This window comes from Enterobacter cloacae complex sp. P47BA (assembly GCF_014930485.1).
Classification (GTDB): Bacteria; Pseudomonadota; Gammaproteobacteria; order Enterobacterales; family Enterobacteriaceae; genus Enterobacter; species Enterobacter bugandensis.
The window spans coordinates 454,356-479,677 of sequence record NZ_JADBRF010000001.1 but is presented as its reverse complement, the minus strand read 5'-3'; the positions used below and the strand labels follow the sequence as shown (position 1 = coordinate 479,677).

22 protein-coding genes are annotated in these 25,322 nt (G+C 55.9%); 11 read left to right on the top strand and 11 right to left on the bottom strand.

The window, feature by feature from the left end:
* Positions 1–20 precede the first annotated feature (20 nt).
* The gene (gene oqxB, locus IM299_RS02220) at positions 21–3,173 is read left to right on the top strand and encodes a multidrug efflux RND transporter permease subunit OqxB (protein ID WP_028012992.1); all 3,153 of its coding nucleotides are present in this window, start codon (positions 21–23) and stop codon (positions 3,171–3,173) included.
* Positions 3,174–3,233: 60 nt separating this feature from the next.
* Here the strand turns inward: oqxB and IM299_RS02215 are convergent, their stop codons facing one another.
* The 3 genes from IM299_RS02215 to IM299_RS02205 form a co-directional block, all read right to left on the bottom strand.
* A complete protein-coding gene (locus IM299_RS02215; protein WP_028012993.1) occupies positions 3,234–3,713 on the bottom strand; it encodes an Rrf2 family transcriptional regulator in 480 nt (159 codons plus the stop codon).
* A gap of 137 nt (positions 3,714–3,850) precedes the next feature.
* Positions 3,851–5,239: a HAMP domain-containing sensor histidine kinase gene (locus tag IM299_RS02210; RefSeq protein WP_193356966.1), complete on the bottom strand. Its 1,389-nt coding sequence runs from the start codon at positions 5,237–5,239 to the stop codon at positions 3,851–3,853.
* The gene (locus tag IM299_RS02205; protein ID WP_193356965.1) at positions 5,239–5,916 is read right to left on the bottom strand and encodes a response regulator; all 678 of its coding nucleotides are present in this window, start codon (positions 5,914–5,916) and stop codon (positions 5,239–5,241) included. Before IM299_RS02205 ends, IM299_RS02210 begins: the two co-directional genes overlap by 1 nt.
* Positions 5,917–6,119: 203 nt before the next feature.
* Between IM299_RS02205 and IM299_RS02200 the strand changes: the two genes are divergently transcribed.
* Both IM299_RS02200 and IM299_RS02195 read left to right on the top strand, forming a co-directional pair.
* Entirely contained in the window at positions 6,120–6,956 is an 837-nt protein-coding gene (locus IM299_RS02200; RefSeq protein WP_048956351.1) for a MipA/OmpV family protein, read from the top strand.
* 233 nt (positions 6,957–7,189) lie between these two features.
* Positions 7,190–8,920 (top strand): SulP family inorganic anion transporter, encoded by a 1,731-nt coding sequence (locus IM299_RS02195; protein ID WP_048956352.1) that lies wholly within the window; start codon positions 7,190–7,192, stop codon positions 8,918–8,920.
* 35 nt (positions 8,921–8,955) lie between these two features.
* On the opposite strand, the gene dmsD is transcribed toward IM299_RS02195, so the two are convergent.
* The 3 genes from dmsD to IM299_RS02180 all read right to left on the bottom strand — a co-directional run bounded on the left by dmsD (position 8,956) and on the right by IM299_RS02180 (position 12,526).
* Positions 8,956–9,570, bottom strand: a complete 615-nt coding sequence (dmsD, locus tag IM299_RS02190; RefSeq protein ID WP_193356964.1) for a Tat proofreading chaperone DmsD — start codon at positions 9,568–9,570, stop codon at positions 8,956–8,958.
* A 92-nt stretch (positions 9,571–9,662) separates the two neighbouring features.
* Positions 9,663–12,101, bottom strand: coding sequence for a selenate/tellurate reductase subunit YnfE (gene ynfE / locus IM299_RS02185; protein ID WP_193356963.1), 2,439 nt, complete (start codon positions 12,099–12,101; stop codon positions 9,663–9,665).
* A 131-nt stretch (positions 12,102–12,232) separates the two neighbouring features.
* On the bottom strand, positions 12,233–12,526 hold the full coding sequence (locus tag IM299_RS02180) for a DUF1161 domain-containing protein (RefSeq protein ID WP_028013000.1): 294 nt from the start codon (positions 12,524–12,526) through the stop codon (positions 12,233–12,235).
* A gap of 69 nt (positions 12,527–12,595) precedes the next feature.
* On the opposite strand from IM299_RS02180, the gene IM299_RS02175 reads away from it, so the two are divergent.
* Positions 12,596–13,342: a YnfC family lipoprotein gene (locus IM299_RS02175; protein ID WP_032644870.1), complete on the top strand. Its 747-nt coding sequence runs from the start codon at positions 12,596–12,598 to the stop codon at positions 13,340–13,342.
* 17 nt (positions 13,343–13,359) lie between these two features.
* Here the strand turns inward: IM299_RS02175 and speG are convergent, their stop codons facing one another.
* Positions 13,360–13,920 carry a spermidine N1-acetyltransferase gene (gene speG / locus IM299_RS02170; protein WP_041910220.1) on the bottom strand — a complete coding sequence of 187 codons (561 nt, stop codon included), beginning with the start codon at positions 13,918–13,920 and terminating at the stop codon, positions 13,360–13,362.
* Entirely contained in the window at positions 13,920–14,258 is a 339-nt protein-coding gene (locus tag IM299_RS02165) for a DUF1283 family protein (protein ID WP_008502414.1), read from the bottom strand. Before IM299_RS02165 ends, speG begins: the two co-directional genes overlap by 1 nt.
* A 152-nt stretch (positions 14,259–14,410) precedes the next feature.
* On the opposite strand from IM299_RS02165, the gene IM299_RS02160 reads away from it, so the two are divergent.
* The 5 genes from IM299_RS02160 to IM299_RS02140 all read left to right on the top strand — a co-directional run bounded on the left by IM299_RS02160 (position 14,411) and on the right by IM299_RS02140 (position 20,224).
* Positions 14,411–14,737 (top strand): YnfA family protein, encoded by a 327-nt coding sequence (locus IM299_RS02160; protein ID WP_025757996.1) that lies wholly within the window; start codon positions 14,411–14,413, stop codon positions 14,735–14,737.
* A gap of 112 nt (positions 14,738–14,849) precedes the next feature.
* Positions 14,850–16,064 carry a D-mannonate dehydratase ManD gene (gene manD, locus IM299_RS02155; RefSeq protein WP_041910215.1) on the top strand — a complete coding sequence of 405 codons (1,215 nt, stop codon included), beginning with the start codon at positions 14,850–14,852 and terminating at the stop codon, positions 16,062–16,064.
* 14 nt (positions 16,065–16,078) lie between these two features.
* Positions 16,079–17,098, top strand: a complete 1,020-nt coding sequence (locus tag IM299_RS02150) for a Zn-dependent oxidoreductase (protein ID WP_193356962.1) — start codon at positions 16,079–16,081, stop codon at positions 17,096–17,098.
* 73 nt (positions 17,099–17,171) lie between these two features.
* On the top strand, positions 17,172–18,539 hold the full coding sequence (locus IM299_RS02145) for an MFS transporter (protein ID WP_059353880.1): 1,368 nt from the start codon (positions 17,172–17,174) through the stop codon (positions 18,537–18,539).
* Positions 18,540–18,760: 221 nt separating this feature from the next.
* Positions 18,761–20,224 carry a mannitol dehydrogenase family protein gene (locus tag IM299_RS02140; RefSeq protein ID WP_193356961.1) on the top strand — a complete coding sequence of 488 codons (1,464 nt, stop codon included), beginning with the start codon at positions 18,761–18,763 and terminating at the stop codon, positions 20,222–20,224.
* Positions 20,225–20,267: 43 nt separating this feature from the next.
* On the opposite strand, the gene ydfZ is transcribed toward IM299_RS02140, so the two are convergent.
* Positions 20,268–20,471 (bottom strand): putative selenium delivery protein YdfZ, encoded by a 204-nt coding sequence (gene ydfZ / locus IM299_RS02135; RefSeq protein WP_028013008.1) that lies wholly within the window; start codon positions 20,469–20,471, stop codon positions 20,268–20,270.
* Between the two features lie 288 nt (positions 20,472–20,759).
* Between ydfZ and IM299_RS02130 the strand changes: the two genes are divergently transcribed.
* Positions 20,760–21,191 carry a universal stress protein gene (locus IM299_RS02130; protein ID WP_041910207.1) on the top strand — a complete coding sequence of 144 codons (432 nt, stop codon included), beginning with the start codon at positions 20,760–20,762 and terminating at the stop codon, positions 21,189–21,191.
* Between the two features lie 33 nt (positions 21,192–21,224).
* Here the strand turns inward: IM299_RS02130 and IM299_RS02125 are convergent, their stop codons facing one another.
* Both IM299_RS02125 and ydfG read right to left on the bottom strand, forming a co-directional pair.
* Positions 21,225–21,911 (bottom strand): GntR family transcriptional regulator, encoded by a 687-nt coding sequence (locus tag IM299_RS02125; RefSeq protein WP_028013010.1) that lies wholly within the window; start codon positions 21,909–21,911, stop codon positions 21,225–21,227.
* Between the two features lie 91 nt (positions 21,912–22,002).
* Positions 22,003–22,749: a bifunctional NADP-dependent 3-hydroxy acid dehydrogenase/3-hydroxypropionate dehydrogenase YdfG gene (ydfG, locus tag IM299_RS02120; protein ID WP_028013011.1), complete on the bottom strand. Its 747-nt coding sequence runs from the start codon at positions 22,747–22,749 to the stop codon at positions 22,003–22,005.
* A gap of 142 nt (positions 22,750–22,891) precedes the next feature.
* Between ydfG and dcp the strand changes: the two genes are divergently transcribed.
* Positions 22,892–24,925: a peptidyl-dipeptidase Dcp gene (gene dcp, locus IM299_RS02115; protein WP_193356960.1), complete on the top strand. Its 2,034-nt coding sequence runs from the start codon at positions 22,892–22,894 to the stop codon at positions 24,923–24,925.
* Positions 24,926–25,322 lie beyond the last annotated feature (397 nt).

Below are 25,322 nucleotides of genomic sequence, written 5' to 3'. Positions count from 1 at the left end.
TTGACCTGAGAATCCTTCCCATGGACTTTTCCCGCTTTTTCATCGACAGGCCGATTTTCGCTGCCGTACTGTCGATTCTGATTTTTATCACAGGATTAATCGCCATCCCGCTTCTGCCGGTGAGTGAATATCCTGACGTCGTACCGCCAAGCGTGCAGGTGCGCGCGGAGTATCCGGGTGCCAACCCGAAAGTGATTGCCGAGACCGTGGCGACGCCGCTGGAAGAGGCGATCAACGGCGTCGAGAACATGATGTACATGAAATCCGTTGCCGGCTCGGACGGCGTGCTGGTTACTACCGTCACGTTCCGTCCGGGTACCGATCCGGATCAGGCGCAGGTGCAGGTGCAAAACCGCGTAGCGCAGGCCGAGGCGCGTCTGCCGGAAGACGTGCGGCGCCTGGGCATCACGACACAGAAGCAGTCGCCAACGCTGACGCTGGTGGTGCATCTATTCTCGCCCAACGGCAAGTATGATTCACTGTATATGCGCAACTACGCCACGCTGAAGGTGAAGGACGAGCTGGCGCGTCTGCCCGGCGTCGGCCAGATTCAGATTTTCGGCTCCGGTGAATACGCGATGCGCATCTGGCTGGATCCGAACAAGGTCGCGGCCCGCGGGCTGACCGCCTCGGACGTGGTCACGGCAATGCAGGAGCAGAACGTGCAGGTTTCCGCCGGGCAGCTTGGCGCCGAGCCGCTGCCGAAAGAGAGCGATTTCCTGATCTCCATTAACGCCCAGGGTCGTCTGCATACCGAAGAAGAGTTTGGCAACATTGTCCTGAAAACGTCGGAGGACGGTTCGGTCGTCCGCCTGCGCGACGTGGCGCGTATCGAGATGGGTTCCGGCAGCTATGCGCTGCGTTCCCAGCTTAACAATAAAGACGCGGTCGGGATTGGTATCTTCCAGTCACCGGGGGCGAACGCCATCGATTTGTCTAACGCGGTGCGCGCCAAAATGGACGAGCTGTCCACCCGTTTCCCGGAAGATATGAAGTGGGCGGCACCTTACGATCCGACGGTTTTCGTGCGCGACTCCATCCGTGCGGTGGTGCAAACCCTGCTGGAAGCGGTGGTGCTGGTTGTACTGGTGGTGATCCTGTTCCTGCAAACCTGGCGCGCGTCGATCATTCCGCTGATCGCGGTGCCGGTGTCGGTGGTGGGGACGTTCAGCATTCTCTATCTGCTGGGCTTTTCGCTTAACACCCTGAGTTTATTCGGGCTGGTGCTGGCGATTGGTATCGTGGTGGACGATGCCATCGTGGTGGTGGAAAACGTCGAGCGAAACATTGAAGAGGGGCTTGCGCCGCTTGCGGCGGCGCATCAGGCGATGCGTGAAGTTTCCGGGCCCATTATCGCGATTGCGCTGGTGCTGTGCGCGGTGTTCGTGCCGATGGCGTTCCTCTCCGGCGTAACCGGTCAGTTCTACAAGCAGTTTGCGGTGACGATAGCGATTTCCACGGTGATCTCCGCCATCAACTCGCTAACGCTCTCTCCGGCGCTGGCCGCGCTGCTGTTAAAACCGCACGGTGCGCCGAAAGACTTCCCGACCCGGCTTATCGATCGCCTGTTCGGCTGGATTTTCCGTCCGTTTAACCGCTTTTTCCATCGTAGCTCTAACGGCTATCAGGGGCTGGTGGGCAAAACGCTTGGCCGACGCGGCGCGGTGTTTGTGGTGTATCTGCTGCTGCTGTGTGCCGCGGGCGTCATGTTTAAAGCGGTACCCGGCGGGTTTATTCCGACACAGGATAAGCTCTACCTGATTGGCGGCGTGAAGATGCCGGAAGGCTCGTCGCTGGCGCGCACCGACGCGGTGATCCGCAAAATGAGCGAAATCGGCATGAATACCGAAGGCGTGGACTACGCGGTGGCTTTCCCGGGGCTGAACGCGCTGCAGTTTACCAACACGCCGAATACCGGGACGGTGTTTTTTGGCCTGAAGCCGTTTGACCAGCGCAAGCACTCTGCGGCGGAAATTAACGCGGAGATCAACGCGAAAATCGCGCAAATCCAGCAGGGCTTTGGTTTCTCCATACTGCCGCCGCCGATTCTGGGGCTGGGTCAGGGGTCAGGCTACTCGCTGTATATTCAGGATCGCGCGGGTCTGGGCTATGGCGCGCTGCAAAACGCGGTGAACACCATGTCCGGTGCGATTATGCAGACGCCGGGAATGCACTTCCCGATCTCAACCTATCAGGCTAACGTTCCGCAGCTGGACGTGCAGGTTGACCGCGATAAGGCGAAAGCGCAGGGCGTGTCGCTGACCGATCTGTTCGGTACGCTGCAAACCTATCTGGGCTCGTCGTACGTGAACGACTTCAACCAGTTCGGGCGCACCTGGCGCGTGATGGCGCAGGCAGACGGGCAGTTCCGCGACAGCGTGGAAGATATTGCGAATTTACGCACCCGGAATAGCCAGGGCGAAATGGTGCCAATTGGCAGTATGGTGAAAATCACGACCACCTACGGACCGGATCCGGTGATCCGCTACAATGGCTACCCGGCGGCGGATCTGATTGGCGATGCCGACCCGCGCGTGCTCTCGTCCGCGCAGGCGATGACGCAGCTGGACGCGATGTCTAAGCAGATCCTGCCGAACGGAATGAACATTGAATGGACGGATCTGAGCTTCCAGCAGGCCACGCAGGGCAATACGGCGCTGATCGTCTTCCCGGTCGCGGTACTGCTGGCGTTCCTGGTGCTGGCGGCGCTGTATGAAAGCTGGACGCTGCCGCTGGCGGTGATCCTCATCGTTCCGATGACCATGCTTTCCGCGCTGTTTGGCGTCTGGCTGACCGGGGGCGATAACAACGTCTTCGTGCAGGTGGGGCTGGTGGTGCTGATGGGGCTGGCCTGTAAAAACGCGATTCTTATCGTGGAGTTTGCCCGCGAGCTGGAAATTCAGGGTAAAGGCATCATGGAAGCAGCGCTGGAAGCGTGCCGCCTGCGTTTACGTCCGATTGTGATGACATCCATCGCCTTTATCGCCGGGACCATTCCGCTGATCCTCGGCCACGGCGCGGGCGCAGAAGTGCGCGGCGTCACCGGGATTACGGTCTTCTCCGGGATGCTGGGCGTGACGCTGTTTGGTCTGTTCCTGACGCCGGTCTTTTACGTGACGCTGCGTAAGTTCGTGACGCGCGGCAAAGTGGAAAGAGAGGTTCTGCCTGCGTAGGGATATCGCAGATAACAAAAAACCGCACTCACTATGAGTGCGGTTTTTTTTTTGCGTAAATTACTGGGCTTTTTTGTACTGGGCAATCAGTTCAGGTAAAGGATCGCACCCGCTGGTATCGGCTTTTTTGACCTCGTCCAGCGCGCTTGCCACGGTGTGGCGCGCTAATACCGCGAGCGAGGCCTGCTCTGCTTCTTCGGAAATAGATTTGAAGTACCAGCAGGCGTTCGCGCTGACCACGCAGCGGGCCGGCACGTCCGGGCGCGACGCCCAGAGTTTTTTATCTTCGGTGACTGAAAGGTAGATATCGCGCAGGGTAATCTCTTCCGGCGGACGTCCAAGATGAATTGAGCCGTTGCGGCCAAGCGTTGAGACGATAATGCCGTCACGCGTGAGTGGAACCATCAATTTGCGGATAAAGCTCGGGTTGGCTTCCAGGCCGTAGGCCAGAATCGCACTCGTCGAACGTTCACCTAGTTGCTCCGCCATCGCTACGCTGAGAACCATCTGCAAAGCTGTCGGGAAGCGGTAATCTAACATTTCTCTTTCCTGGGTTGCGGTGAATCTTATTCTTTTTGGCACCGCAGAGGTGAATAAGCAATAAACAACAATATAACAAATACGGTAATTTTTTTGAAGCAATCTGCGGCATTTGCGATCAAACACCCTGTTCCGGTTTAGCTATACGTGCGGTTCGGGAAGTCAACCGTCACCAGGAGGCCACCTTCTGCGGAAGTACTCAGGTTTACGCTGCTGCCGTGCTGCTGTGCAACGGCTTTGACAATGGCAAGCCCCAGTCCGCTCCCGCTTTGCAGCTGATTGGGATCGCGGAAAAACCGGTCGAATACGCGCTCGCGCAATTCAACCGGGATACCCGGCCCCCGATCGGAGACGCGTAGCTGGGCTGAATTATCTGCTGAGCGTACCTCTACCTGAATCCGCCCGCCCTCAGGACTGTACTTCACGGCGTTTTCAATGAGATTGTCTATAAGCGACATCAAACGCTCCCTGACGCCAGCGATCCAGATTTCATCCTCAGCGAAGAATTCCAGCTCAATCTTGCGCCCGGACGCTAGCGGCTCCAGCGCAGCCATCCGCTCTTGTATGAGCGTGGTTAGCGGCACGGGCTCCATCGCGGTGTCAATGCGCGCTTCACTGTGCATCATCAGCAGCAGCTGGTTGACGAGACGGGCCGCCCGGCTATTGCTGCGCACAATCCCTGCGAGCAGCTGCCGCTGGCTCTCGCTGCTCACCCAGGACTGCAGCGCCTCCACGTTGATGCGCATCGCGGCCAGCGGCGTACGCAGTTCATGCGCGGCGTCCGCAATGAAAACCCGTTCGCGTTCCGCGCTTTCCCGCACTCTGGCAAGAAAGTCATTAATCGCGTCCACCATCTGGCGGAGTTCCTTATGCCCGGGAACAGCCTTTAAAGGGGAGAGATCGTCAGGCGAACGTAATGAGATCTCATTAACCACCTTGCTCCAGGGGCGCATCGCAATGCGGATTGACAGCCACGCAGGAAACAGAAGAAAAGGAATGCACACCAGCAGCGGCATAATGTAGTAGCCCCGCGAGTTCAGGTAGATAAAGAAATTCCAGCTTCCGGCAGGGGTGAAAAGGGTAACCTCCACGTCGGAGTGAGGGGATTTAAGCGTGCGGCTCGTCCAGGCGTGACCTTCACTCTGAACGCGCTGCATTTCGCCCAGTCTGGTGTTTTTTACCCCCGTAGGTGCACCATCAGAAGAGAAAATAACCTCGTTGTTTTTGCGAACGATCAGGTTAATCGACAGCTCCGGATCTTCACCGCCGCCATAGCCTTCCCGCAACGCTTTGCTGAATGCTTCCAGGACATCATTACGATCCTGCGGGCGCTCGTCACTGAGATCAACCAGAGTAAAAATGGTTTCGTAAGTCTTACTTCCCGTGAGTATCGGAGGGCTACGCAGGTCTTCCAATAAAATAAAGGTTAAAAAAAGACACCACAGCAGGGTAAGCAGCAGCATCTGGGCGATGATAATTCGCCGTACCAGCGTTGGGCGCCTCAGTTGGTGCCAGACATTTCGCATTAATCTGTCACCTTCTGGATAGCGACGGTATCAATGACATACCCGACGCCCCGCACCGTTCGTACATAGCCGTCACCAATTTTTCGCCGCAAATTCCCCATATGCACGTCGAGCGCATTGCTGAGATTTTCCTTCGCGCCAAATATCCTCTCTTCCAGGAACCGCCGCGTGATCACCCGGTCAGCGCGCAGCATCAACGTTTCAAGCAGCGCATATTCACTGGCCGTCAACTCAACGTGACGCGCATTCACCGTTACGCGACGCGTCGGGATATGAAGCGATAAGCTACTGATTTCTATCGCTTCATTTTCAAAACCGTAGCTGCGTCGCGCAAGGGCTCTGACTCGCGCCAGCAGTTCGGCGAGAACGAAGGGTTTGACAAGATAGTCGTCTGCGCCAGCATCCAGCCCGCACAGGCGATCCTGCAGGGTACCTCGCGCCGTCAGGATAATGACGGGGATCCCCTTAAGCTGCTGGCGCAAACGCGTCATCAGGCTCATGCCGTCGCCGTCGGGCAGCCCCAGGTCGAGCAGAATAAGTTCCGGCACGCCGACCTCAAGCTGATGCAGCGCATCCTCTTTACGGCGAACCCATATGACATCAAATCCTTGATCTGAAAGGGCGATACGTACGCCATTGCCGAGATCCAGGTCGTCTTCGATTAGTAAGATTTTCACATTGGTAACTGTATCAACAGTGAATGAAGAACAACTTAAGAAAAAAACGGTAGCAGGAAATCCGTCCGGTCGACAGCGCCCGCACGCGCTTCAGCCTTTCTTCATTTTCGGCTCATAAGAACCTCAGGGTGAGTATTCAGAATGAGTGCTCTGGCGTGTAAACCGCTTGCATTGCAATCATTTGAATCCAAAGGACTTCTTCAATGAGTAACATCGAACTGCGTCATTCTTTCCCCTATTTACTTCCGAGCCGCAGACTTAAAAACATCGTGCCGGGCGTTATTCTGGCGTTACTGGCTACCCCGGTACTGGCGGCAGAGCAGAAACAGGGCAATGTCTTAACCCTGGGGGGAGGCGTGGACGTCGCGCCACGCTACTCGGGTTCGGATAAAAGCCGGGTCTCGGCAGCTCAGGTAGTAGATTATTCCATGGCAAATGGTTTCTTTATCAGCACCACGCGGGGTATCGGTTACGGAAACAACATTGGCAACCTGGATTACAACGCCGCAGTGAGCTACCGAACAGGCCGTAAAGATAAAGACGTGAGCAGTGATTCGATCAGCTCCGGCAGCGACTACCTGCGGGGGATGGGCGATATCAAAGGTTCCGCTATCGTGGTGCCGGGGCTGGGGTATAAGGTGACCGACTGGCTCAATCTGCAGCTGCAGGCTGAGATCCCGGTTTCTGAGAGAGACAACGGTGAGGCGGTACATTTCGGCATTTCCAGCCCGCTCTACACATCGTCGAAAAATGCGGTGACGCTGGGGCTGACGGGCAGCTGGGGTTCCGGCAAGTACATGCAAACGTACTATGGGGTTAATGCTGCCCAGTCCGCCGCATCGGGGTTTGCCCGACATGACGCCGGAGCGGGAATTTACGCCTGGTCGATGAACCTTGACTGGACCTACAGGCTCACCTCGCGCTGGAGCGTTCTCACCTCCGCGGGCGTAACGCAGCTGACGGGGGATGCGGGTGATAGCCCGATAGTGCAACGTAAAACGTCGCCAACGGGAAGCCTGAAGGTGACGTACAGTTTCTGATTGCGGGTTGCTTATAGATATGAGCGCGCAATAGCGACGAATTTGAGCCGCCCCGGAAAGATGATGGGGCGGTAGTTTTTAAATGATGTTTAACAGCAGTCAGAATAATGAGTTGACTGACGCTTTATCAAAAACTGAGAGGCATCGACCTGACTCCGGAGCATTTGGAAACCATAACCTCACTGAGAAGTGTGCCAATATTACGTGGCTATAATCCCTGTCCGGAGAATAAAGTGCTCGGAAAATTATTGTTAAAGTACATGCCAGGGTTACAAAATTTGTTAGCCTACGATAAAAGCTGGCTAAAACATGATGTTAAAGCTGGATTATCCGTTGCGGCTGTAGCGCTACCCGTTGCTATTGCTTATGCTGAATTGGCGGGTGTTGGGGCAATAGTGGGGCTCTATTCCTGCGTTTTACCGATGATAGCTTATGCACTGTTTGGTTCTTCACGTCAGCTTATTGTTGGCCCTGATGCAACGACCTGCGCCGTGATTGCAGCCGTCGTGTTTCCTCTTTCTGCAGGCAATCCTGAACTGCACTGGCAACTGACGATCGTCATGACATTGATGATGGGCGGGTGGTGCCTGCTTGCCAGTAAATTCCATCTGGGTGCACTTGCCGATCTCCTTTCTCATCCCATTCTTACAGGGTTGCTTAATGGCGTAGCCGTGACGATTATTGTCGGGCAATTAGGCAAGGTTTTGGGGATCAAGCTCGATGAAGCGCAGGTTATTGAGAAAATACTGGCCTTGCCAGGCCGACTTTTAGACAGCCATGTATTAACAATAGGGATATCACTTTTAACGTTAATTATTTTAATGGTTATCAAAACGTATCGCAGCAACTGGCCAGCACCTCTGATTGCCATTGTGATAACAACGATACTGGTATGGGGAACATCTGCGCAACAGTATGGTATTGCCACGATTGGGGGGGATGGCTTCCAGCCTGGTTTACCCGTCGTTAACTGGGGTGCGTTCCAGCCCGGTCCGATGCGAGAATTAGTGATCCCGGCGCTGAACCTGGCTTTAGTGAGTTTTGTCAGTCTGATGCTGACCGCTCGCAGTTTCGCCGCGAAAAATGGCTATGAAATTAATGCTGATGCAGAGTTCCGGGCACTGGGTATTGCGAACATTATGTCTGGGCTATCTCAGGGATTTGCCATCAGTGGAGCCGATTCCCGGACCGCGGTTAATGATTCCGTTGGGGGGAAAAGTCAGCTGGTTTCCATAGTCGCAGCCTTACTGATAGGTTTAGTGGTGGTATTTTTCACGCAGCCATTACAATTTATTCCGGTATCTGCATTAGGTATTGTTCTAATGTATGCATCGTGGTCATTAATTGATTTACGTGGGTTATGGAACCTGAGGCGAAGAAATAAACAGGCATTTCGCCTGGCCTTCTTCACGTTTGGCTGTGTTTTAATCATCGGTGTAATTCAGGGGATCGGCCTTGCGGTGTTGCTTGGCCTGTTACAGTTCCTGCGTACGGTATTTCGTCCCTCTGAGCACTTACTGGGGACTGACGAAAATGGAATGATCCACTCATTAGGGAATACAACCGATATTAAAATGGTCCCGGGCGTGCTGATGTATCGATTTAACTCACCGTTGACCTATTTTAATGTGGCTTATTTTAAGCGTCGGGTATTGAACCTGGTTGATGGTGCAGCATTACAACCTAAATGGGTGGTTATTGATGCCGTGGCTTGCTTCACCTATTCAGATATCAGTGTCCTGGCAACCATTAATGAGTTAAAGCGTGACCTGAAAGCCCGACAGATTATGTTAATCCTTGCGGGCAGGAAAACGGAATTAACACGTTGGTTTAAAGAAAGTCGGCCAACAATGAATGATGATGACATGATTCTGGCGCCAGATCTCTATTTGGCACTCCGGTTCATTCAAAGCAAAGAGAGTGTGAGTGAATCAGGTGGTGATGCACAACCAAACCCTGGTTAAAGGCTTGCTCGCCACCCGCGAGCAAGCCATATCCCTTAGCGGTACAGCGTCTTTTCCGCAACCGGAACAACCAACGCCGATCGCCAGTCCGTCAGCGTCAGCTGCGCAAGCCTGCCGAGCGCGATATAGAACGGATGCCCGGCGTTGTCGACAAACACCGACAGAAAGCGGGTGCTCCACGGCAGCAGATGCCACGCCAGAAGCCGATCGCACTCCGACTCGCGGCCATTCTCGGCCAGCCATGCCGCCAGCAGCAGCAGGGTGCCGAAATGATCTTCCGGTTCATTTTGCTGCATCTGAAACGCGATATTGTTTTCCCGCATCCACTGGCGCAGCGCGAGGGTCGAATCGCCAAACAGCACGGATTCACGGTCCAGCCAGACGGAACCCCACGGCGGAGCGGGCAGGGCATAAGGACCAATAAACAGCCGTTGCCAGGCATCCGTCAGCGGCTCATCGGAAGATGAAGCAAAGGTTTCGGCAACGGGCAGCAGCGTTTCCGTCGGCAGGGGCCAGTCCTCTATCCATTCGCCAGCGGTAAGTGCCTGCACCAGCGGGGCTGTCTGCTCGCTGTCTGGGGCGAAGTAAAATAGCGCGCCCAGTACGCGGGCGCTGAACGCGAACGAGTCACGGTGTGAGGCGTCTTTCATTAAACCTTCCTTGCTCGCGCGGTTATGTCCGCGCGACGTGATTAACCATTAATACAGACCAAAGCATAAACCAGGGTCATAGAATTCACCTTTTACACCTTCTCAATCTGCACCAGATTGGTGTGCTGCGGGTTGCCTTTTGCCAGCGGTGACGGGCGGTGCGTGGTCAGGGTGTTGATACACGAGCCGTGGTCGATACGATCGCCATTCATATTGGCATCGTGCCAGGCTCCCTGGCCCATGGCGCTTACGCCTGGCATGATGCGCGGCGTGACTTTCGCTTCTATTCTCACCTCACCGCGATCGTTAAAGACGCGCACCGTATCGCCGTTTTTAATGCCACGTTTCGCGGCATCAACGGGATTCAGCCAGACCTCCTGGCGGCAGGCCGCTTGCAGCACGTCGACGTTACCGTAGCTCGAGTGGGTGCGGGCTTTAAAATGGAAGCCAAACAGCTGCAGCGGGAACTGCGCGCGCTCGGGCGCATCCCAGCCGTCAAAGGTGGATGCGTAGACGGGCAGCGGGCTGATGGTCTCATCTTTTGCCAGCTCCCAGGTCGCCGCAATATCCGCCAGCTTGCTGGAATAAATTTCAATCTTGCCTGAGGGCGTTTTCAGCGGGTTGGCTTCCGGGTTCTCGCGGAATTTTTTATAGGCCACAAAGTGTCCGTTCGGATCTTTGCGCTTATAGATGCCCATTTTTTTCAGCTCGTCATAGGACGGCAGCGTGGGATCTTTTGCGAGCATTTTGGCATACAGATACTGCAGCCACTCTTCCTGCGTTCGCCCTTCGGTAAATTTCTGATGGATATCCGGTCCGAGGCGTTTCGCCACTTCGCTCATGATCCAGTAGATAGGCTTGCGCTCAAACTTCGGCGCGGTCACGGGCTGGAGAAAAATCAGGTAACCCATGTTCCCGGCGTAATCGTTAGGGATAATGTCTTCCTGCTCGACGGTCATTAAATCTGGCAGCAGGATATCGGCGTATTTCGCCGATGAGGTCATAAAGTTGTCGATCACCACGATGGTTTCGCACTTGCTTTCGTCCTGCAGAATATCGTGGGTTTTATTGATATCGGAGTGCTGGTTAATAATGGTGTTGCCCGCATAGTTCCAGATGAACTTAATCGGTACGTCCAGCTTATCTTTACCGCGCACCCCGTCGCGCAGAGCGGTCATTTCCGGGCCACGGGCGATGGCGTCCGTCCAGCTGAAGCAGGAAATTTGCGTTTTGACCGGGTTTTCCGGCAGCGGCATACGTTCGATAGTGATGGTGTAGGTCGACTCACGGGCGCCGCTGTTGCCGCCGTTGATCCCCACGTTGCCGGTCAGAATCGGCAGCATCGCGATGGCGCGGGAGGTCAGTTCACCGTTCGCCTGACGCTGTGGTCCCCAGCCCTGGCAGATATAGGCCGGCTTCGCGGATCCAATCTCGCGGGCCAGTTTAATGATGCGGTCTGCAGGAATGCCGGTGATGCGCGAGGCCCACTCCGGCGTTTTCGCCGTGTTGTCCTCACCCTGGCCGAGAATGTACGCTTTATAGTGACCATTCGCGGGGGCACCTTCCGGCAGCGTTTTTTCGTCGTAGCCAACGCAGTATTTGTCCAGGAACGGCTGGTCCACCAGGTTTTCGTCGATCAATACCCAGGCAATCCCCGCCACCAGGGCGGCATCGGTACCCGGACGGATCGGGATCCACTCGTCTTCGCGTCCGGCTGCCGTATCGGTGTAGCGCGGGTCGATGACAATCATACGTGCGTTAGAACGCTCGCGGGCCTGCTCCAGATAGTAAGTAATCCCGCCGCCGCTCATGCGCGTTTCCGCCGGGTTATTGCCGAACATCACCACCAGTTTGGTATTTTCGATATCCGAGGTGCTGTTGCCGTCGTTGCTGCCGTAGGTATAAGGCATCGCGCAGGCGATTTGCGCCGTGCTGTAGGTGCCGTAGTGGCTCAGGAAACCGCCGTAGCAGTTCATCAGGCGCGCCACCAGCGAAGCGTAAGGGGAGGAGCGGGTGATATTGCCGCCGACAATCCCGGAGGAGTAATTAATATACACCGCTTCGTTGCCGTACTTGCTGACCACGTCTTTCAGGCTGGTGGTGATGGCGTTCAGCGCTTCGTCCCAGCTGATGCGCTCGAACTTGCCTTCACCCCGCTTACCCACGCGTTTCATCGGGTAGTTCAGACGGTCAGGGTGGTTGATGCGGCGGCGAATGGAGCGCCCGCGCAGGCAGGCCCGCACCTGGTGATTGCCGTAGATATCCTCACCGGTGTTATCCGTTTCGACCCAGTACACTTCGTCATCGCGGACGTGCAGACGCAGCGCACAGCGGCTGCCGCAGTTGACCGAACAGGCGCCCCAGACCACTTTATCTTCTGCCGGTTTCATTGCATTTTGTACCGCGGCTGCGGCGCTTTTCAGTCCAAAAGGCAACGAAATTCCGCCAGCGGCAAGCGCCAGAGAACCTATCGCCGTAGATTTCACGAGTGTTCGACGGCTAATCCCGCCGTGATGTTCGATATCGGACATGGCTCACCCCACCATTGAGATTACATATTATTTTTCCCGAAACGATAACCGGGCTAATGATGGGGTGAGTGTTACTTATTTGGAGGTATTAAATATTAATCCTTGTCAAATCAAAGGGGATTGACGGTGATTTACTGAGGTTCAGCCGGCGCATTATCCTGATTGCCGGACGCCGCCCCGCTGCCCGTACGGGTGTACAAAATTTTAAAGGTGTCGTTGGCACAGTGGCCCACCACCTGAGCGTCCGGCTGGTCAGCCTGATCGTTCGGCACAATGTTCAGCGTAAAACCTGACTCCGGCACGCCGTTGTTGATGATCTTCTGCTGAATGTCGCTTTTCACGCGCTCGCAGGAGTCCGGTGCCGCCAGCGCGGCCGTTGAGGCACTCATTAACAGCAGGGCGGTAATCCAGGGTAACCGTTTCATCTGTAGCTCCTTTTCTCTGTGTAGAGATTAATTTTAGCAGGCTTCGTGTAAACAACTGTATTTGCTAATATGATTGGGAATAATCTCTCTGTATTGGTAAAGAATGTGAAGAAATATGCAGCGATAACGCTCCTGGCAGCTACTCTCGCAGGGTGTGATAACAACTCCGCGCCGCTGTCGTTTACGCCCGAGATGGCGAGTTTTTCGAACGAATTCGATTTCGACCCTCTTCGCGGCCCGGTCAAGGATTTTACCCAGACGCTGTTCAACGAGAAGGGTGAAGTGTCCAAACGGGTCACCGGCACCGTGTCGGCGGAAGGGTGTTTCGATACGCTGGAGCTGCACGACCTGGAGGCTAATACGGGCGTAGCGCTGGTCCTGGATGCCAACTACTACATCGATGCAGAAACCCAGCAGCGTAAGGTGAAGCTGCAGGGCAAATGCCAGCTGGCCGAACTGCCGTCAGCCGGGGTGACGTGGGATACCGACGACAACGGCTTCGTGGTGGCCGCACATGGTAAAGAGATGGAGGTGAAGTACCGCTACGATGCGGATGGCTACCCGCTGGGCAAAACCACCGTCTCCGGGGATCAGCATTTATCGGTACAGTCGACGCCGTCTAAGGATCTGCGCAAAAGAATGGATTACTCGGCCGTGAGCCTGTTAAACGATAAGCCGCTGGGCAACGTGACGCAGAGCTGCGACTACGATCGCCACAATAATCCGGTGAGCTGCGATCTGACGATCACGGACGACAGCGTCAAACCCGCCGTTGAGCGCAAGTACACCATCAAAAACACGATTGAGTATTATTGAGAATGAAACCGCGCAGGCTACTGCGCGGTTGGTTTCAGCAGGCTGGCACCTGACGGCTTGTGACCGGCCAGATGCTGATGCTGGAAAATGCACATGCGGATGGTATTGCGGTATTCACCGTTGATAAAGAACTCATGAATCAGCTCGCCTTCTACCATAAAGCCCAGCTTGCGGTAGATATGGATCGCTTTTTCGTTCTCTTTATCCACGATCAGATAAAGCTTGTAGAGATTCAGGACGTTGAATCCGTAATCCATCGCCAGCTTCGCCGCCCGGGAGGCCAGGCCTTTCCCCTGGTGCTCCGGCGAAATAATGATCTGGAACTCCGCCCGGCGGTGAACGTGGTTGATCTCAACCAGCTCCACCAGCCCGGCTTTGTCGCCTTCACACTCCACCACAAAACGACGTTCGCTCTGATCGTGAATGTGCTTGTCGTAAAGATCCGACAGCTCGACAAAGGCCTCGTACGGCTCTTCGAACCAGTAGCGCATCACGCTGGCGTTATTGTCAAGCTGGTGGACAAAGCGCAGGTCTTCACGCTCCAGCGGCCGGAGTTTTACGTCACAGGGCGCCGACATTATGGGGCTACCGTACGACCAGTGCGGCGATCCAGGCAGCGCAAGGTGTTCGGCTCCCAGTAGGCATTGACGTTCGCACTTTGCTGACACTTATCGCGTGCGTCAAAGGCGACATCTTCTTTGTCCCACTCTTTTTCAGCACGTTTGTTGACCTTCTGACGAAGGCTGCGGGTGTCATTCCATTGTTCTTTGTCCATCGCGGCGTTCTGGCGGCTTTGCGCGCTGTCACCAGACTCAATAATGAGCTTGCTGGTTTCCGCTGTCGCAGAGGCGGCAAAGGCGAACGATGACAGCGCCAGCAGGGCTGTCAGACAAAGGCGTTTGCTTAATGTAGTCATAGCGTTTCCTTTTAAATGGGTGCAGATGAGCAAGTTTCCCCGTTCAGATTCTACACCAAAGAGCAATAACGGCATACCCGCGGAGCAAGTATGGAAAAGTAAAGGGCATCATCAGGTATGATGGTTAAATAAATCCTCACCTGACGTGAAATATGCTCAAAACGACGCTGCTTTTTTTTGCCACCGCGCTATGCGAAATCATCGGTTGCTTCCTGCCCTGGCTCTGGCTGAAGAAGGGGGGAAGCGCACTGCTGCTGATCCCGGCGGGCGTCGCGCTGGCTCTGTTTGTCTGGCTGTTAACGCTGCATCCGGCGGCCAGTGGGCGCGTTTACGCGGCTTACGGCGGCGTCTATGTCTGCACGGCGCTGCTGTGGCTGCGCGTGGTGGACGGCGTCAAACTCAGCGCATATGACTGGGCCGGGGCGCTGATTGCCCTGTGCGGTATGCTGATTATTGTGGCGGGATGGGGCCGTGCTTGAGCCCCCCGGGTTTTGTGATCGTTAGCTGATTTTATGATCATTATACTTGTATGGTAGTAGGGTTGATGGGTAAATTTCCAGCATCACAACGAACGATGTAAGGAAAGGAATTATGAAGATTGTCGCGGCTGACGTGTTTGTTACCTGCCCGGGGCGGAACTTTGTCACCCTTAAAATCACTACCGATGAAGGGATCGTTGGCCTCGGTGACGCCACGCTGAACGGGCGTGAGCTCTCCGTTGCTTCCTACCTGAAAGATCATCTCTGCCCGCAGCTGATTGGCCGCGACGCGCACCGTATCGAAGATATCTGGCAATTCTTCTATAAGGGCGCCTACTGGCGCCGCGGGCCGGTCACCATGTCGGCTATCTCCGCCGTGGATATGGCGCTCTGGGACATCAAAGCCAAAGCGGCCAATATGCCGCTCTACCAGCTGCTGGGCGGAGCATCCCGTGAGGGCGTAATGGTCTACTGCCACACCACCGGGCACACCATTGACGACGTGCTGGAAGATTACGCCCGCCATAAGGAGATGGGCTTTAAGGCGATCCGCGTCCAGTGCGGCGTGCCGGGCATGAAAACCACCTACGGCATGGCTAAAGGGAAGGGGTTGGCCTACGAGCCCGCCACCAAAGGCGACTGGCCGGAAGAGCAGTTCTGGTCCACCGAGAAATACCTCGATTTCACGCCAAAACTGTTTGACGCGGTGCGCAGTAAATTTGGCTTCAATGAGCATCTCCTGCACGACATGCACCACCGCCTGACGCCCATCGAAGCGGCGCGCTTCGGCAAGAGTATCGAAGCGTTCCGCATGTTCTGGATGGAAGACCCAACGCCTGCGGAAAACCAGGAGTGCTTCCGCCTGATCCGCCAGCATACCGTCACGCCAATTGCGGTGGGCGAGGTGTTCAACAGCATCTGGGACTGCAAGCAGCTTATCGAAGAGCAGCTTATCGACTATATCCGCACCACTATTACCCATGCGGGGGGGATCACCGGGATGCGCCGCATCGCGGACTTCGCGTCGCTCTATCAGGTGCGTACCGGCTCGCACGGTCCGTCCGATCTGTCGCCGATCTGCCACGCGGCCGCGCTGCATTTCGACCTGTGGGTGCCGAACTTCGGCGTGCAGGAATATATGGGATACTCCGAACAGATGCTGGAAGTCTTCCCGCACAGCTGGCGCTTTGATAACGGCTATATGCATCCGGGCGAGAAGCCGGGGCTGGGCATTGAGTTTGATGAAAAGCTGGCGGCGAAATACCCGTACGATCCGGCCTATCTGCCGGTGGCCCGTCTCGAAGACGGCACGCTGTGGAACTGGTAACCGAGGAGCAAACGATGAAAAGCGTAGTGATTCAACAGCCGAACCAGCTGGTAATTGAAGAGCGTCCCCGCCCGGAGCCAGGCGCAGGGGAAGTCCGCGTCAAAATCAAGCTGGCCGGGATCTGCGGGTCAGACAGCCACATCTACCGCGGGCATAATCCGTTTGCAAAATATCCGCGCGTGATTGGCCACGAGTTTTTTGGCGTGATTGACGCTGTGGGCGAGGGCGTCGACAGCGCACGACTGGGTCAGCGCGTTTCGGTTGATCCGGTGATCAGTTGCGGACACTGCTACCCGTGTTCCGTCGGGAAACCGAACGTCTGCACCTCGCTGGTGGTATTGGGCGTCCATCGCGACGGGGGCTTCAGCGAATATGCGGCAGTGCCCGCTAAAAATGCCTGGCCCCTCCCGGATGCGATCCCGGATAAACACGCCGTCATGGTTGAACCCTTCACCATTGCCGCCAACGTGACGGGGCAGGCTAGCCCTACCGAAGAGGACGTTGTGCTGATCTACGGCGCAGGGCCAATGGGACTGGTCAGCGTGCAGGCGCTGAAGGGCGTTTATAAGGTGAAGCAGGTTATCGTCGTCGACCGTATAGAAGAGCGGCTGGCGATGGCCCAGCGCAGCGGCGCGGACTGGGTCTTTAATAACGGCGAAAAGTCGCTGCAGGCCGCGCTGGACGAAAAAGGCATCAAGCCGACGCTGATTATTGATGCCGCCTGTCATCCGTCGATTTTGCAGGAGGCGGTCACCCTGGCTTCCCCGGCGGCGCGCATCTTGCTGATGGGCTTCTCCAGCGAGCCGAGCCAGATAGTCCAGCAGGGGATTACCGGTAAAGAGCTGGCGATCTTCTCCTCGCGCCTCAATGCCAACAAATTCCCGGTCGTCATCGACTGGCTTGAAAAAGGGCTGATCGACCCGGAAAAACTGATCACCCATACCTTTGACTATCACCATGTAACAGACGCCATCGAACTGTTTGAAAAAGACCAGCGGCAGTGCTGCAAGGTTTTACTGACGTTCGGGCAATAACCCTACACGCGGTTAAGAGCCCGCGAAGACGGGCTCTCAGTGGTACGCATCTTACCTTTTAGAGATAGCCATTATGACGCAAGCACAACCTCAAAGAACCACCTCAGATCTGGTGAAAGCCGCCGTCTCCGGCTGGCTGGGCACCGCGCTGGAGTTTATGGATTTCCAGCTCTACTCGCTGGGGGCGGCGCTGGTATTTCATGAAATCTTCTTCCCGGAACAGTCGGCCGCGATGGCGCTGATTCTGGCGATGGGAACCTACGGCGCGGGCTACATCGCGCGTATCGTCGGGGCATTTATCTTCGGCAGAATGGGCGACAGCATTGGTCGTAAAAAGGTGCTGTTTATCACCATCACCATGATGGGGATCTGCACCACGCTGATTGGCGTGCTGCCGACCTACGCGCAGATCGGCATTTTTGCGCCCGTACTGCTGGTGACGCTGCGTATCATTCAGGGGCTGGGCGCCGGGGCGGAGATATCTGGCGCTGGCACGATGCTCGCGGAGTACGCTCCGAAGGGGAAACGCGGCATTATCTCCTCGCTGGTGGCGATGGGGACTAACTGCGGGACGCTGAGCGCCACGGCGATCTGGGCCATTATGTTCTTCGCCCTCGATCGTGAACAGCTGCTCGCCTGGGGCTGGCGCGTGCCGTTCCTTGCCAGCGTCGTGGTGATGATCTTTGCCATCTGGCTGCGAATGAACCTCAAGGAGAGCCCGGTCTTTGAGAAAGTAAACGATGCAGAAACCGTGCAGCCGGACACCTCGCTGGGTTCAATGGTGAAAAGTAAATCCTTCTGGCTGGCGACCGGCCTGCGTTTCGGTCAGGCGGGCAACTCGGGGCTGATCCAGACCTTCCTCGCGGGTTATCTGGTCCAGACGCTGCTGTTCGATAAAGCGATTCCCACCGACGCGCTGATGATAAGTTCTATTCTCGGGTTTATCTCCATCCCGCTGCTGGGCTGGCTTTCCGACAAAGTGGGGCGCAGGCTGCCGTACATTATCCTCAATATCTCCGCCATTATTCTGGCGTACCCGATGCTGTCGATTATCGTCGATAAGAGCTATGCGCCGGGGACAATCATGCTCTCGATCATCGTTATCCATAATTTCGCCGTGCTGGGGCTGTTTGCGCTGGAAAATATCACCATGGCGGAGATGTTTGGCTCGCGAAATCGCTTTACCCGTATGGCTATCTCGAAAGAGGCGGGCGGTCTGGTGGCGGTGGGCTTTGGCCCGGTACTGGCGGGGATTTTCTGCAATATGACGGGTTCCTGGTGGCCGATTGTAGCCATGCTGGTGGCCTATTCCGTGATTGGGCTGGTTTCGGCGTTCCTGATGCCGGAAGTCCGCGACCGCGACCTCAGCGCGGCTGAAGATGCCGCCGAGGCCGCGCCGAAAGAGCGCGTGAGTTACGGCGCGGTCTCCACGCGACGCTAGCGGTTTATATCTTTCGTGATTTATCACACAACTTTTTGTTTATGTCACACCACCTGAGCAAAAGTTAATATAAATCAAAAACTCAAACGGCAGTATCAGTATGGTTGATGGCAGTAATTTTTTACCCCGACTGCCATTCTAGTTGGTGTAGTCAGCAGGCGCTGCCGCTCTGGACTGGGGGCGGCAGCGATCCACAGCTTTCTAATTAGCGAGTCTTAATCATGGAAAACACCTTATTAAAGGCCAACGCGACGCTGCCTCAGTACGATCGCGACAGCCTTAAAGCACGCATTGTACATTTAGGCTTCGGCGCATTTCACCGCGCGCATCAGGCGGTGTATGCGGACATCCTCGCGGCTGAACACGGCAGCGACTGGGGTTACTGTGAGGTTAACCTGATTGGCGGCGAGCAGCAGATTGCCGATCTGAACGCGCAGGATAATCTCTATACCGTGGCGGAGATGTCTGCCGATGCGTGGACCTCCCGCGTGGTGGGCGTGGTCAAAAAGGCTCTGCACGCGCAGGTCGACGGGCTGGAAAGCGTGCTGGCGGCAATGTGTGAACCGCAGGTGGCGATTGTCTCGCTGACCATCACCGAAAAAGGCTACTGCCACTCTCCGGCAACCGGGCAACTGATGCTCGATCATCCGTTTATCGTCGCCGACCTGCAAAACCCGCATCAGCCGAAATCCGCGCCGGGCGTGGTGGTGGAAGCGCTGGCGCGCCGTAAAGCGGCGGGGCTGCCCGCGTTTAGCGTGATGTCCTGCGACAATATGCCGGAGAACGGTCACGTGATGCGCAATGTCACCTGCGCGTACGCCCGGGCGGTAGACGGTGAGCTGGCGGACTGGATCGAGGCTAACGTCACCTTCCCGTCAACCATGGTGGACCGCATCGTACCGGCGGTCACACCCGATACGCTGGATAAAATCGCGCAGCTGACCGGCGTACGCGATCCGGCGGCGGTGGCCTGCGAGCCGTTCCGCCAGTGGGTTATCGAGGATAACTTTGTGGCCGGGCGTCCTGAATGGGAAAAAGCCGGAGCCGAACTGGTTTCAGACGTGATCCCGTTTGAAGAGATGAAGCTACGCATGCTCAACGGCAGCCACTCTTTCCTGGCGTACCTCGGCTATCTGGCCGGTTATCAGCACATCAATGAGTGTATGGAAGACGAACACTATCGCGTCGCCGCGCACGCGCTGATGCTCAACGAGCAGGCGCCGACCCTGAAAGTGAAGGGCGTCGATTTAGAACGCTACGCTGACCTGCTGATCGCCCGTTACAGTAACCCGGCCCTGCGCCACCGTACCTGGCAAATTGCGATGGACGGCAGCCAGAAGCTTCCGCAGCGGATGCTGGATCCCGCGCGCTGGCACCTGGTGCACCAGACGCCTTTCCCACTGCTGGCGCTGGGCGTGGCTGGGTGGATGCGCTATGTCGGCGGCGTGGACGAGCAGGGTAACGCTATCGACGTGAGCGATCCGCAGCTGGCGGTGATTCAGGCGGCGGTGAAGGGAAGTGCCGAAGGGGAAAACCGGGTTAACGCGCTGCTCGGCATTGAGGCCATTTTTGGGAAAGAGTTGCCGCGAGAAAAAGCCTTCACAGATGCCGTGATGAGCGCGTATCAGACGCTGCTGCAGAAGGGGGCTAAGACCACGGTGGCGGAGTACGTGTCGCACCTGTAATTCAACACATGCCGCCGTTCGCGGCGGCATGTCGGCGCACAATTTAGTGCATACCCAGACGAATCAGTTCAATTGGTTCGAACTTACCTTCGCATCCTTCCACTTCCACCGTTTTGCCACGGCGCACCTGCGCGGCATCCAGCCCGTCGCTGTGGATCGCCTTAATCACGCCGGTTTTGCCGGTGCCGCTAATCATGACGCGGCTGCCGGTGGTGATTGCATTGCGGTTACGGTCGTATGTCATCATGGTATTTTCTCCTCTCTAAACTATCCGTTACGGCGCTATTTCAGGTTTTGCCGTTCACGGGGCACTATAAATACGCCTGTCTGCCAGTCATGTTTTTGTTTTTGATCAAACTCACACTTTTTTCTTTATTACATGGGGCGTTGACGCTTCACGACAGCAATTTACAAAGCAGACCGTTATTTTCACTTATTGATAGTTTCTACGGGGAAGCGTTGAGGATTGGTTTATATTCCCGATGCCATTCTGGTTGCAGGAAATAACCCTTCATCGGAATAAGGAGTCAGGCTTATGTATAAGAAGATTTTGATGCCTGTTGACGTGTTTGAAATGGATTTAAGCGACAAAGCGGTTCGCCACGCGGCTAACCTCGCGAAGGCCGAGGGCGCGTCGATTACCCTGGTCAATATTCTGCCTGCCAGCAGTCGGTCTCTGCTGCGCGGATTCAACGCCGATATTAAAAAGTTTGAAGAGTATATGAGCGCAGAATCCGGGAAGAAAATGAACGAGTTAAAACGACTGTTCGATATCTCCCCGGAGAATATTCACACTCTGGTTCGTTTTGGCAGCGTCCGCGATGAAATTATCAAGCTGAGCAAAGAAGGGGAATATGACGTGATTGTCATCGGGTCAAAAAATCCGGGCATCACCACCCATCTGCTGGGGTCAAATGCGGAATCTATTCTGCGCTACGCCACAATTCCGGTGTTAGTCGTTCGCTAATTACGGCGCCGCCCGCGAAAAGGGCGGCAAATATCACTCTTCGCTAAACCACTCGCTATTTTCCTGACGAATAAGCTGCACGGATTCGCCTATCTCCTGCAGATGCAGGGTCATCGCTTTTTCCACGCCGTCCGGGTCGCGTTTTTCCAGCGCGCTGAAAATATCGTGATGCTGGCGGAGCAGCATTTCCGGCGGGGAGACGTGATCGAGGCTCATGTAGCGCACCCGGTCAATGGTGGCCTTGATATTCTCGATGGTATCCCAGGCCAGCTGGCAGTCTGCAATTTGCGCCAGCTTCTGGTGAAACTCATCATCAAGCTGGAAGAAATCGTTGAGCTGTTTACGGTCAATTGCAATGCGCTGCTGATGCAGGTTTTGCTCCAGCAGGTAACACTGGTTGTCATTAATGAGCGTCGCGGCACGGCGCACCACCGCGCATTCAATCGCCTGGCGTACGAAACAGCCGTTGCGCACCTGTGAGAGTGAAATTTTGTTCACGTAGCTGCCGCGCTGCGGGCGGATCTGAATCAGACCGTTCTCCGCAAGCTTAATAAACGCTTCACGCACCGGCTGACGGGACACGTCAAAACGCACGGAGACCTCTTTTTCAGAAAGCGGCGTTCCCGGTGGGATCAGGCAATGGACAATATCACGTCGCAAAATGCGATAGATTTGCTGGTTTACGGGCTGGGTGGGATTGAGTTGCGATTCAGCGGCCATGAGTTGTCATTTCTCAGAGAGTTAGCCCGAACATACTACCATTCTTTTATGACCCGAAACAGACCCGGCCCGCGGGCCGGGAAGGGCTTATTTAGCCACGATGGACGCTAAGTCCGGCAAAACTCTGGCTGACCGGCATCATTTCCACGGTATTGATGTTGACGTGTTTTGGCAGCGTTGCGACCCACCAGACCGTTTCGGTGACGTCTTCCGGCGTCAGGGCGTTGGCGTTTTCGTAGGTTTTATCCGCTTTCGCGTCATCGCCCTTGAAGCGCACGTTGGAGAATTCGGTGCCGCCTACCAGCCCCGGCTCGATATCGGTGACGCGAATGGCGGTGCCGTGCAGATCGGTGCGCAGGTTCAGGCTGAACTGGCGCACAAACGCTTTGGTCGCGCCGTAGACATTACCGCCCGCGTAAGGCCAACTCCCGGCGGTAGAACCGATGTTGATAATGTGGCCGCGGTTGCGCTCGACCATGCCCGGCAGCACCGCGCGGGTCATGTACACCAGCCCTTTGTTGTTGGTGTCGATCATGTTTTCCCAGTCTTCAACGCTGGCTTTGTGGGCAGGCTCCATGCCCAGCGCCAGACCGGCGTTGTTGACCAGCACGTCGATGGCGCGCCACTCTGCCGGCAGGCTGGCAATCATCTCTTCAATGGCCGCACGGTTACGCACGTCCAGCTGCGCGGTCAGGATACTGTCACCTAAATCGTCCTTCAGCTCCTGAAGGCGCTCCTGACGACGACCCGTTGCAATCACCTTATGCCCGTTGGCGACGAAGCGACGCGTGATGCTTTCACCAAAACCTGCCGTTGCCCCGGTAACTAAAATAATCATCTCACTGTTCCTCAACGCTTTTTGTGTGGTACTAACATAGCACGCCCGCAGAGGGTGCGTTAAGGCAACATTTGTATGACGGCGTTGCAGGCGATGGCGGCCTGGCCTACTCTGGGAAGATATCCGTTCGGAGGAGTGAAAGATGACGGCCACCAACCCCTTTTTTGACATCAGCCTGCTGCCTTACCAGGCTCCCCATTTTGATACCATCAAAGACGAGCATTATCGTCCGGCCTTCGATGAAGCGCTTCGCCAGAAGCGGGCGGACATAGAGGCGATAGTCTCTCACACCGCTGCGCCAGACTTCACTAACACCGTGCTGGCGCTGGAGAAAAGCGGCGTCATGCTCGCGCGCGTCAGCAGCGTTTTCTTCGCCATGACCTCCGCGCACACTAATGCGTACCTGCAGGAACTGGAGGAGCAGCTCTCCACCGAACTTGCCGCGCTGGCGAACGACATCTGGCTGAACGACACTCTTTTCGCCCGCGTCGAGAGCGTCTGGCAGGACCGCGCCGCGCTGGATGCCGAATCCCGTCGGCTGGTCGAGGAGACGTACCAGCACTTTATTCTGGCCGGCGCGCGCCTGAATGAAGCGGAAAAAGCCGAGCTGAAGGCGTTGAATACCGAGGCCGCGTCCCTGACCAGCCAGTTTAACCAGCGCCTGCTGGCCGCAAACAACGCGGGCGGGCTGGTGGTGGATTACGCGCACCAGCTTGAAGGCCTTAGCGCCGAAGAGATTGCTGCTGCGGCGCAGGCCGCCGCGGAAAAAGGGCTTAACGACCGCTGGCTGATCCCGCTCCTGAATACGACACAGCAGCCTGCGCTAGCCGCGCTGCGCAATCGGCAGACGCGCGAAAACCTGTTCAACGCCGGCTGGACGCGCACCCAGAAAGGGGATGAAAACGACACCCGCACGCTGATCCTGCGCCTTACGGCGCTGCGGGCGCGCCAGGCCCGTCTGCTCGGCTTTGAGGATTACGCCAGCTGGAGCATTGCCGACCAGATGGCGAAAACCCCGGCCGCCGCGCTGGAATTTATGCGCGGCATTGTGCCTGCCGCCCGCGCCCGCGCGGAACGCGAGCAGGCCGATATTCAGAAGGTCATCGACGACGAGCAGGGTGGCTTCACCGTGCAGGCCTGGGACTGGGCCTTTAATGCCGAGCGCGTGCGTCAGGCGAAATACGCCCTCGATGAATCGCAGATTCGACCCTATTTTGCGCTCAATACCGTTTTACAGGACGGTGTATTCTGGGCGGCCAGCCAGCTGTTTGGCATTCGTTTTGTGGAGCGTTTCGACATTCCGGTTTATCACCCTGACGTCCGCGTATGGGAAATTTTTGACCACACCGGTGAGGGCATGGCGCTGTTTTACGGCGACTTCTTCGCCCGCGATTCCAAGCAGGGCGGGGCCTGGATGGGCAATTTCATCGAGCAATCCTACGAGCTTGCTGCCCGCCCGGTGATCTACAACGTCTGCAACTACCAAAAGCCGGGTAACGGCGGCGTCGCGCTTCTCTCCTGGGATGACGTGATAACCCTGTTCCACGAGTTTGGCCATACCCTGCACGGTCTGTTTGCCAGCCAGCGCTTCGCCACGCTATCCGGTACCAATACGCCGCGTGATTTCGTTGAATTCCCGTCGCAAATCAATGAGCACTGGGCCAGCCATCCTCAGGTGTTTAGCCACTATGCCCGTCATTACGAAACCGGTGACCCCATGCCGGACGCGCTGCGGGAAAGCATGCTCAACGCGACCCATTTCAACAAGGGTTATGACATGACGGAGCTGCTGAGTGCGGCGCTGCTGGACATGAACTGGCACGGCATCAGCGAAGCCGTGTCGAGCGTTGAAGAATTCGAAGCCGCGGCGTTGAAAAAAGAGGGGCTGGATCTGCCCGCTGTACCGCCGCGCTATCGCAGCAGCTACTTTGCCCATATCTTCGGCGGCGGCTACGCGGCGGGGTACTACGCCTACCTGTGGACGCAAATGCTGGCGGACGATGGCTATCAGTGGTTTGTCGAACAGGGTGGATTGACGCGTGAAAACGGACAGAAATTCCGTGAGGCGATTTTGTCTCGCGGCAACAGCGCTGATTTAGCCGAACTTTATCGAAACTGGCGCGGACACGATCCGAAGATTGAACCGATGCTGGAGAATCGCGGGTTGAGCGCATAAAGTCACTTTTAGCTAAGAAGATAACCGGGCCCCGCGCCCGGTTTTTTTATAGGTCTGAAAGTCCGAAAATGGTCAAAAAAAGAACTGAAATTTACATTTATTAATAGTTTGAAATATATTTATATTAAATGTGCTTAAATTTAGGCGCTTTTACCAATCTCAATTTTATAATGCTCGCAAGTTTATTTAATTATTTATGCTGATTGGTACATGGCCGTTTATTGCATATAAGAATCATCGCAAAAAGATGATTATTATATTTTTATCTCAGCCTAAAGTATTAATTTTCTCTGCCGATTAGCATGGGTGTGGTCGTGGTGGAAACCCATATCCATTAACCACAAAAAATAAGCCGTTATTAAAATTCATCTCCAGAAGATGAACCTATGCTAATTAT